The organism is Streptomyces sp. NPDC001292 (assembly GCF_042896465.1).
In the GTDB taxonomy this organism is placed as follows: domain Bacteria; phylum Actinomycetota; class Actinomycetes; order Streptomycetales; family Streptomycetaceae; genus Streptomyces.
The window spans coordinates 1-9,029 of record NZ_JBIAXG010000096.1; the positions used below are offsets into that span (position 1 = coordinate 1).

General features: G+C 70.6%; 8 protein-coding genes. 2 read left to right on the forward strand and 6 right to left on the reverse strand.

Annotated features, from left to right (window positions below; all coding sequences use genetic code 11):
* Positions 1-124: 124 nt before the first annotated feature.
* On the reverse strand, positions 125-553 hold the full coding sequence (locus tag ACFY4A_RS41890; protein WP_390834569.1) for a signal peptidase I: 429 nt from the start codon (positions 551-553) through the stop codon (positions 125-127).
* A gap of 173 nt (positions 554-726) precedes the next feature.
* Between ACFY4A_RS41890 and ACFY4A_RS41895 the strand changes: the two genes are divergently transcribed.
* Complete coding sequence (locus ACFY4A_RS41895; protein ID WP_390834570.1) at positions 727-3,870, forward strand: BTAD domain-containing putative transcriptional regulator; 3,144 nt, start codon at positions 727-729, stop codon at positions 3,868-3,870.
* Here the strand turns inward: ACFY4A_RS41895 and ACFY4A_RS41900 are convergent.
* Positions 3,854-4,615 (reverse strand): ABC transporter permease, encoded by a 762-nt coding sequence (locus ACFY4A_RS41900; protein ID WP_390834571.1) that lies wholly within the window; start codon positions 4,613-4,615, stop codon positions 3,854-3,856. The genes ACFY4A_RS41895 and ACFY4A_RS41900 overlap by 17 nt on opposite strands.
* Positions 4,612-5,556 carry an ATP-binding cassette domain-containing protein gene (locus ACFY4A_RS41905; RefSeq protein ID WP_390834572.1) on the reverse strand — a complete coding sequence of 315 codons (945 nt, stop codon included), beginning with the start codon at positions 5,554-5,556 and terminating at the stop codon, positions 4,612-4,614. Before ACFY4A_RS41905 ends, ACFY4A_RS41900 begins: the two co-directional genes overlap by 4 nt.
* A gap of 189 nt (positions 5,557-5,745) precedes the next feature.
* Between ACFY4A_RS41905 and ACFY4A_RS41910 the strand changes: the two genes are divergently transcribed.
* Positions 5,746-6,555, forward strand: coding sequence for a M15 family metallopeptidase (locus tag ACFY4A_RS41910; protein ID WP_390834573.1), 810 nt, complete (start codon positions 5,746-5,748; stop codon positions 6,553-6,555).
* A gap of 172 nt (positions 6,556-6,727) precedes the next feature.
* On the opposite strand, the gene ACFY4A_RS41915 is transcribed toward ACFY4A_RS41910, so the two are convergent.
* The 3 genes from ACFY4A_RS41915 to ACFY4A_RS41925 all read right to left on the reverse strand — a co-directional run bounded on the left by ACFY4A_RS41915 (position 6,728) and on the right by ACFY4A_RS41925 (position 8,722).
* Complete coding sequence (locus tag ACFY4A_RS41915; protein ID WP_390834574.1) at positions 6,728-7,249, reverse strand: hypothetical protein; 522 nt, start codon at positions 7,247-7,249, stop codon at positions 6,728-6,730.
* 67 nt (positions 7,250-7,316) lie between these two features.
* Entirely contained in the window at positions 7,317-8,111 is a 795-nt protein-coding gene (locus ACFY4A_RS41920; protein ID WP_390834575.1) for an ABC transporter permease, read from the reverse strand.
* Positions 8,108-8,722 (reverse strand): ABC transporter ATP-binding protein, encoded by a 615-nt coding sequence (locus ACFY4A_RS41925; protein ID WP_390834576.1) that lies wholly within the window; start codon positions 8,720-8,722, stop codon positions 8,108-8,110. The genes ACFY4A_RS41920 and ACFY4A_RS41925 overlap by 4 nt, the downstream gene beginning before the upstream one ends.
* Positions 8,723-9,029: the final 307 nt, after the last annotated feature.

Here is a 9,029-nt window from a genome sequence, read left to right on the forward strand (position 1 = left end):
GCGTACGCCCAGTACGCGGACGACCCTCCGCCTTGCGATGCACCGCACCAGACGCCGCGGGGCCCGCCCTCCGGGCGGACGGCGCTACTTTCGAAGCACGCCCTAGCTCCCAGCGAGCCGTCCGCTAGGCGGCCACCGTGCTGGTCGCGGCCCTCAACGAATGGCTGTGACCAGCAGCGGAATCGTCCTCGTCGCTCACCTTGTAGCCAGGGACGGAGGGCCAGCGGACCGTCAGTACCACGGACTCCTCCTCCGCGAACCAGGAGTGATCGACGCCTCGGCCCCACACGACGTAGTCCCCCTGCCGGGCCAGAAGAACACTGCGCCCGGGCAGTTCCACCCGGAAGCGCCCGCTGATGAGGACCAGCAGGGCGGTGCGCTCTTCGCCTGTCACCCACTGAGCCCGCTCATCGCCCTGCGGGTGGACGCCCCATTTGATCTCCACGTCCTCGCTATGTCGAGGATCGGAGGGGTCCTTGAAATGCCCCAGCAGCCATCCCCGGTCCAGTGCGGCGTCCCTGCCCGCATTGCCCACATACACGCTGTCGGTCATGGCTCCGGAAGGTAGCAGCCGCCCGCATCAACACTCACAGGAGCAGCTAACGCCACTCTCACGACAGGCCCTAGCCCCGTCGCGCCCGGCCTCGAATTCGGCGCTCGGCCACCGGTCTGCCAGGCGTTGTCGACCCGGAGATGCCTGCCGAACGCCCATGGCAAAATCAGCGGGTGCAGATCGGGATGCTGGGTCCATTGGAGGTTCGCACGGACGACGGCCTCCTGGTCGACGTGCCGGGCGCGCGGTTGCGCGGACTGCTGATCGCCCTCGCGCTCAAGCCCGGTCACGTGGTCCCGAAGACATCGCTCATCGACTGGATCTGGGGTGAGCACCCGCCCGCCGATGCGACGAACGCCCTGCAGCGCCTGGTTTCCCGGCTGCGGAAGGCACTGCCGGACGGAATGATCGAGGGGCAGAGGGACGGCTACCGGTTGACGGTGGAACCCGACGCCGTCGACACCGTGCGGTTCGAACGCCTCGTCATCGCGGGCCAGGCCCGCACCGAGGACGCCTCCCGGCGGGTGCGGCTGCTGCGCGAGGCCCTCGAGCTGTGGCGCGGTGCGGCCATGCAGGACGTCGGTCTGCAGGACAGCGCCGCGTTGGACGCCGCGGTCGTCCGGTTCGAGGGGTTGCGCCTGACCGCCACGGAGGAGCGGGTCGACGCGGAGGTCGCCCTCGGGCGCGGTGCGGAGATGGTCACGGAGCTGACCGATCTGGTGACCGCGCACCCGGTGCGCGAACGGCTCGTCGCCGCGCTGATGCGCGCCCTCGTCGCGACCGGTCGCGACAGCGAGGCGCTGCTGGTGTACCAGCGTGCGAAGGAGACCCTGGCCGACGCGCTGGGCGTCGACCCTTCGCCGGAGCTGTCCGCGTTGCACGTCGCGCTGTTGCGGGGCGAGTTGGGGCGGCGGGAGGCGAGCCGCAAGACCAACCTGCGCGCCGAGCTGACCACCTTCGTCGGCAGGGGCGCCGATGTCGCCGCGGTCCGTGAGCTCATAGCCGAGCACCGGCTCACCACCGTGGTCGGGCCGGGTGGCTCGGGGAAGACCAGGCTGGCCACGGAGACCGCGCGCACGCTGCTCGGCGACCTGCCGGACGGGGCCTGGCTGGTGGAGCTCGCCGCCATCGGCGCGGACGGCGACGTGGCGCAGTCGGCGCTCGCCGGGCTGGGCCTGCGGGACGCCCTGCTCGGCGCGGCCTCGAACGCGGAGCTGACGGACCGGCTCATCGCCGCGATCCGGGAGCGGGAGACGCTGCTGATCCTGGACAACTGCGAGCACGTGATCGAGTCGGCGGCCGTGTTCGCCCACCGGGTGCTCGGGGAATGCCGACGGCTGCGGATCCTGGCGACGAGCCGGGAACCGCTCGGCATCACCGGGGAGGCGCTGTGGCTGGTCGAGCCCCTGGCCCTGCCGGAGGAGGACGCGGGCCCGGGTCGGATCGAGTCCTCGCCCGCCGTCCAGCTGCTGCGGGACCGGGCCGGGGCGGTGCGCCGGGATCTCGCGGTCGACGCCCACACGCTGGCGACGACGGTGCGCGTCTGCCGGGCGCTGGACGGGATGCCGCTGGCGATCGAACTGGCCGCGGCCCGGTTGCGCACCATGTCCATCGATCAGCTCGCCAACCGGCTCGACGACCGGTTCCGCCTGCTGACCGGCGGCAGCCGTACCGCGTTGCCGCGGCACAAGACGCTGCGCGCTGTGGTCGACTGGAGCTGGGAACTGCTCACCGAGGCCGAGCGGACGGTCCTGCGCAGGCTCTCGGTGTTCTCCGGCGGGGCGAGTCTGGAAGCGGCCGAGCGGGTCTGCGCGGGCGACGCGGTCGAGCGGGAGCAGGTGCTCGATCTGCTCACCGCGCTGACCGAGAAGTCGCTGCTGCTCGCCGAGGGGGACAGCGCCCCCCGCTACCGCATGCTGGGCACGATCAAGGAGTACGCCGGTCACCGGCTCGCGGAGGCGGGGGAATCGGACCGGGCCCGCCGTGCGCATCTGGCCTACTTCACCGAGCTCACCGAGACCGCGGAGCCGCACCTGCGCCGCGGCGAGCAGCTGGAGTGGCTCGCCACGCTCGGGGCCGAGCACGACAACCTCGGTTCCGCGATGCGCGGCGCGCTCACGGCCGGCGAGGCACAGGCGGCGATGCGGCTGGCGGCGGGCATGGGCTGGTACTGGTGGCTCGGCGGGCACAGGACCGAGGGCATCGAGCTGATCACCGCGGCCGCCAGGACGCCCGGTGAGGTGCCCGATGGGGTGCGGGCCACGGTGTACGCGCTGATCGTGCTGTTCGTGAGTTCCGGGCGGAACGACGAGCGCCAGGCCGCGGAGTGGATCCACGAGGCGCACCGGCTCAGCCGGCTCAGCGGGCGCCGCCATCCGCACATGGGGCTCGTCGACGCGTTGGAGCGCATGCTGCAGGCGCCCGACGCGTCCCTGTCCGCGTTCGAACCGCTGCTGGACGACGAGGACCCCTGGGTGCGCGCACTGGCCCGGTGGCACCTGGGCAAGATGCGGATCGTGCTCGGCCGGGACGCGCGAAACGCGGACGTGTACCTGGAGACGGCGCTCGCCGAGTTCCGGGCGCTCGGCGAGCGGTTCGGGATCTCGCTCGCCCTGACCGAGCTGGCGGAGCGGACCGCCGTGCGCGGGGGGTTCGCCGGTGCGTGCGAGCACTACGAGCAGGCGATCGCGGTCGTCACCGAGGTCGGTGCCATCGAGGACGTCATCCACATGCGGTCGCGGCAGGCGCAGCTGTACTGGCTGCTGGGCGACGAGGCCGCCAGTGCGGCCGCCATCGCCGAGGCCGAGCGGTGCGCGGAGCGTGTCACCTGGCCGGACGCGCTGGCCGAGCTGGCCCTCGCGAAGGCGGCACTCGCCCGGTGGGGCGGTGACGCCGCGGAGGCGCGCAGGCAACTCGGCGTCGCGACGGCCATGCTGGGCGACGACGCGGAGAGGGCGAACATCCGCGCGGGGACTCACGACCTGCTCGGTTACCTCGCCGACGAACTCGGCGAGGCCCGCGCGCACCGCGCGGCGGCCTGCGCGGCGGCGTCCGAGGCGGGGTACGCGCCCCTGCTCGCGCAGGTGCTCGTCGGGGTCGCGGACCTGGCACTGCGCCGCGGCGAGCACGAGCAGGCCGCGCGGCTGCTCGCGGCGAGCGTCGGCGTGCGCGGGCTCGAGGACCGCTCGCACCCGGACACCGCCCGGATCGAGCAGGCCGCGCGGAGCCGCCTCGGCGACGCGAAGTTCGCCGAGGCGGCTCGGGAGGGGACACGGACAAACTGGTCTCAGCTGGTCGCGGTCACGCTCGCTTCCTGAACGCGGAGACCGCCCACACGTACCCGAGGAGGGCGAGCCCGACGCACCAGGCGAGGGCCGCGATCGCGTCGCCGCTCGACGGGTTGCCCGCCAGCAGCCCGCGCAGCGTCTCGATGATCGGGGTGAAGGGCTGGTACTCCGCGAACTGCCGCACGCCGGTCCCCATCGTGTCGGCGGGTACGAACGCGCTGCTCAGGAACGGCAGCATGATCAGCGGCACGGTGGCCAGGCCTGCCGACTCCGCGGTCTTCGCACCGAGGCCCATGGCGACCGTGAGCCAGCTGGTCGCGAAAGCGAGCAACAGCATGATGCCGATCGCGGCGAGCCACTGGAGGAAGCTCGCATGCGGACGGAATCCCATCGCGAAGCCGACGCCGATGATGGCCGCGTCGGCGATCAGACTGCGCACCGTCGTGGAGACGACATGACCGGCCAGCACGGCGCCGTGAGAGACGTCCATGGCCTTGAACCGGTTGATGATGCCCTTCGTCATGTCGCCGTTCACGGCCGCCGCGGTCGGCCCCAACCCGTAGGTGATGGCCATCACGATCAGGCCCGGCACCGCGTAATCGACGTATTCGCCCTCGACTTTGAAGGCGCCGCCGAACACGTAGACGAACATGAGCATCATCACGATGGGAAACAAGACCGCCTGGAACACCGTGACCGGGTTCCGGGCCGTGTGCCTGAAGTTGCGGCGCAGCATGATCGCCGCGTCGCCGAACGACGTCGAGACACTGCTCATTTCGCGATCGCCTCCGTGCTCGTGCTCGTGCGCCCGGTCAGGGCGAGAAAGACGTCATCGAGGTCCGGCGTGTGCACGGAGAACTCTTCTGCGTTGATCGTGTGTGCGTCGAGCTTGTCCAGCAGGGCCCGCAACGACTTCGACCCGCCGTCACTGGGAACGCGCAGGGTCAGTTCCTGGTCGTCCCGTGCGGAGCCGGTCAGGAGCCCCGCCGCCGCGTCGAGTTCATGGAGGTCGGTGAACCGGAGCCGGACGTGGCTGCCGGGGGCCTGGCGCTTGAGCTCCTCGGGGGTGCCCTGGGCGACCAGGTGGCCCTGGTCGAGCACCGCGATCCGGTCGGCGAGCTGATCGGCTTCCTCGAGGTACTGGGTGGTGAGGAAGATGGTGGTGCCGTCGGCCACCAACTCGCGGACGATCCCCCACATCGTGCGCCGGCTGCGCGGGTCCAGACCCGTCGTCGGCTCGTCCAGGAAGATGATCCGCGGGTTGCCGACCAGCGTCATCGCCAGGTCCAGCTTCCGGCGCATACCGCCGGAGTAGGCCGACGCCAACTTGTCCGCCGACTCGACCAGGTCGAACCGCTCCAGCAGTCCCGTGACCACCCGGTCACCGGAGCGCACCCGCTTCAGGTCCGCCATCAGTTGCAGGTTCTCCCGGCCCGAAAGCAGCTCGTCCACCGCGGCGAACTGACCGGTGACGCCGATGACCGCGCGAACCTCCTTGGTCGCGGTCACCACGTCGTGCCCGGCGACGCGCACCGTCCCGGCGTCGGCTGCCATCAACGTCGTCAGGACGTTCACCGTCGTCGTCTTGCCCGCCCCGTTCGGGCCGAGCAGGGAGAAAACCGATCCCGCGGCGACATCGAAGTCGATGCCGTCGAGCACGACTTTGTCGCCATATGCCTTCCGCAGCCCTGAAACTGCGATCGCCGAACCATTCATGCCCCCACCGTCGCCATCGGGCCTGTCACCCATCTGTCACGCCCCTGACACAGCCGCTGACACGACCACTGACATGACGTTCCAACGCCTCGCAGGCGCCGGAACGGCGCATCCTCCGGGCAGCCTTCCGGGGGAACTCATGTGCGATCGCTTCCCTCATGGACCCCGCTCCTGGTAGATGAAGGGCGCATGACACGTCTACTTCGTGCCGCACGTGGCCTCATCGCCGCCGCTGCCGCCCTGCTCACCGTGACCGCCACCTCCGCCACCGCCCGGGCCGTCCCCGAACCCACGGCTCCCAAAGACTTCGTCGCCCTGAGCGCCGTGGATCCGACGATCATCCAGGAGATCCGCTACTTCACCCCGCACAACTTCGTCGGGCAGCGCGTCGACGGCTACCGGCAGCCGCTCTGCATCCTCACCCGCCCGGCCGCCCAGGCCCTTCATACGGCCCAGAAACAGTTGCTGCGCAAGGGCTACAGCCTCAAGGTCTACGACTGCTACCGGCCGCAGCGCGCCGTCGACCACTTCGTCCGCTGGGCCCAGGACCTCGACGACCAGGCCATGAAGGGCGAGTTCTACCCACAGGTCGACAAGACCCGGCTGTTCGAGGACGGATACATCGCCGCGAAGTCCGGCCACAGCCGCGGCTCGACCATGGACCTGACCATCGTCAGGCTCCCGGCCGGCCCGACCCGCCCCTACGTTCCCAGCAAGCCCCTGGTGCCCTGCTACGCGCCCAAGGCCGAACGCTTCCCGGACAACTCCGTCGACATGGGCACGGGCTACGACTGCTTCGACACCCTCGCCCACACTCTCGACCCCAGGATCCAGGGGCAACAGCGCGCCAACCGGCTGCTCCTGAAGAGCACGCTGGAGAACCTGGGGTTCGTGAACCTCGCCGAGGAATGGTGGCACTACACCTACAAGCCCGAGTCCTACCCGGACACCTACTTCGACTTCCCCGTCGCCCGGCAGTCCCTCACGGCGAGGCGCTGAACCACCCGGCGGAATGCGGCCCTTCCGTACCGTCGGCCAAGGCCGTGGCCACGACCACGGCCTCGACGCCCTTGTGTGCGGCTCGGGGTCGATGTGGCCGGCTGAGGCCGTCGGGTCGGACGACGGACGGAAACGTCAGGTGGCGGACGGCGACGTCGTCCGCCGGGCCTCGCTACCAGCCGGCCTTGACCCCGTTGTAGGCCTTGCTGCAGTCGGCGTCGGTGGCCTCGACAGAGAGCTTCTGCATGGTGTTCTGCCAGACCTTCTTTGCCACCTTCTCCAACTCCCGTGTCTGAGCGGGGACGCTCGGGGCGTACTTCTTGATCGTCCCGATGGCGGAGGTGGTGAACTTGTTGCACACGGGTCCGGCGGCGTTGCGGTAGCGGGTGTCCAGGTCCGTGGCCACCGCCTGGCCGTTCTTGGTGGCCCAGTTGTTCCAGGCCGCGCACGCCTCCTGGGTGATGGCCTGCTGGTCGGCCTCGCTCAGGTTCATGACCTCGACCACCATGGCGTTCTGGACCTTGTCGGGGACCGTGAAGTCCGTGACGGGGAACTTGTCGAGGGTGGTGAGCAGCGCCTCCTGACACGCGGGCGGCAGCGGGGCCGCCTGCGCGGAGGAGGGGAAGGCCAGGGCGGAGGCGGACAGGAGGGCCGCGGCGAGGACCGTGTGCTGGACGGTACGCGACAGGGTCATGGGGGTGTGCTCCTTGCGTGACGAATGTGATGGTCCTGGGGCGGATCAACGCCCGGTTACAGAACGATCATTGGCCCTCGCAGGTCACGGCGGCCCGTTCCGGCGGGAGCGCGTCGCGGGTACGCCGGCGGAAGACCATGAACCCGGCCAACGCCGCCCCCACGAGCCAGAGCAACTGGATCGCGAGGCCCTGGGCCGCCGGCGCCGCGGAGAACGCCGCCGACATGCTGGCCTGCACGGCTCCGTACGACGGCAGGAAGCGCACGACGGCGCTGTCGGACCCGGAGCTCGACAGGGGGTTCTGCAGGGCGACGTCGATGACGCTGATCATCAGGATGGCGAACATGCCCTCCACCTCACGGCGGAGCACCGAGCCGAAGACCACTCCGAGCGCGCCGTAGGTCAGGGCGGCGCAGAACAGCGCGGCAGCGAGCATGAGGGGCTGCCGGGGGGACCAGGCGAAGCCGGCGGCGGCCGTGGCGTATGCGGCGACGGCGGCGCAGACCAGGGTGAGCGCGGAGAGCTTGGCGAGGACCAGGTGGTGACGCGGGTACCCCGCCATGGCCAGCCGCCGGTCGAAGGCACCGCCCGTGAAGGTGGCGGCGAACATCATGAACCCGGCGATCAGGGTGACCGCGTTCAACGCGCCCGTGATCTGGGTGAGGTGATTGCCGGGCGGGGTCAGGACCTCGCCCGTGGCCCGCAGCCGGAAAGGCGCCGGCCGGTCGGGAATGGTCAGGTAGGCCAGGGCGATCCATACGGGGATGTAGAGCACCACCAGCAGCATCGCGAAACGGTTGCGGGCATGACCGATCAACGCGTACCGGGAGGCCGTGGTGAACAGGGACCAGTGCCGCCTCATGCCGCCACCTCCGCGCACCGGTCCTGGCCGTGGAGGCGCCCGTTCTCCAGGCGCCACAGCTGGTCCAGCCGGTCGATGTCGTACGCCAGGTGCGAGACGACCAGCACCGAGCGCCCGGCGTCGCGCAGCCTGGTCGCCAGCTCCCAGAAGCGCAGATACGTCTCCCAGTCGAAGCCCTGGTAGGGCTCGTCCAGCAGCAGCACGTCCGGGTCGTGCATGAGCGCGAGGGTCAGGTTCAGCTTCTGCCGTGAGCCCCCGCTGAGCAGGGCCGCGCGCTGATCGAGGTACTCGGTGAAGTCCAGGGTCTCCATCACTTCCTCGGCTCGCCGCAGGTCCGCGAGCCCGAAGGCGTGCCGGAAGAAGTCCAGGTGCTGGCGGACGGTGAAGGAGTCGTCCAGGACCACGGACTGCGGGCAGTAGCCGAACCTGCCGCTGTGGTGCACCGAGCCCCGGTCCGGCCTGAGTTCACCGGAGAGGATCCTCAGCAGCGTCGTCTTGCCGGCGCCGTTCTCCCCGACGATCCCGGCGAGGACCCCGGGCCGCAGCCGGAGGTCGACGCCCCGTAGTACGGCGTGCTGCCGGTAGGAGTGGTGCACATCTGTGACGTCCATCGCGCTGCTCCGTCGTGCCAGGTGTTCCGGATGGCCACGGCACCGGTCCGCGTCTTCCGAGTCGGCGGCGGAACCGGCCCGCTCGTGCCCAACGAGCGGGCAGCGCATGGGAAACGGAGCCGCGAGCGGGTCCGGCCCACGGCGTCAATCCGGCGCGCAGCGCGTCACGCCTGCGACGGTTTCGCCGGCGGAAGCGGGTTTCGGGCCAAGTGGGACGGCTAGGAGCGTGGGTCAGTAACGGGCAATTGGCCGGTCGGTCGTGATCGGTGTGATTGATTGCGGTCGGGCGGCGGGCCCGGGGTCCCGA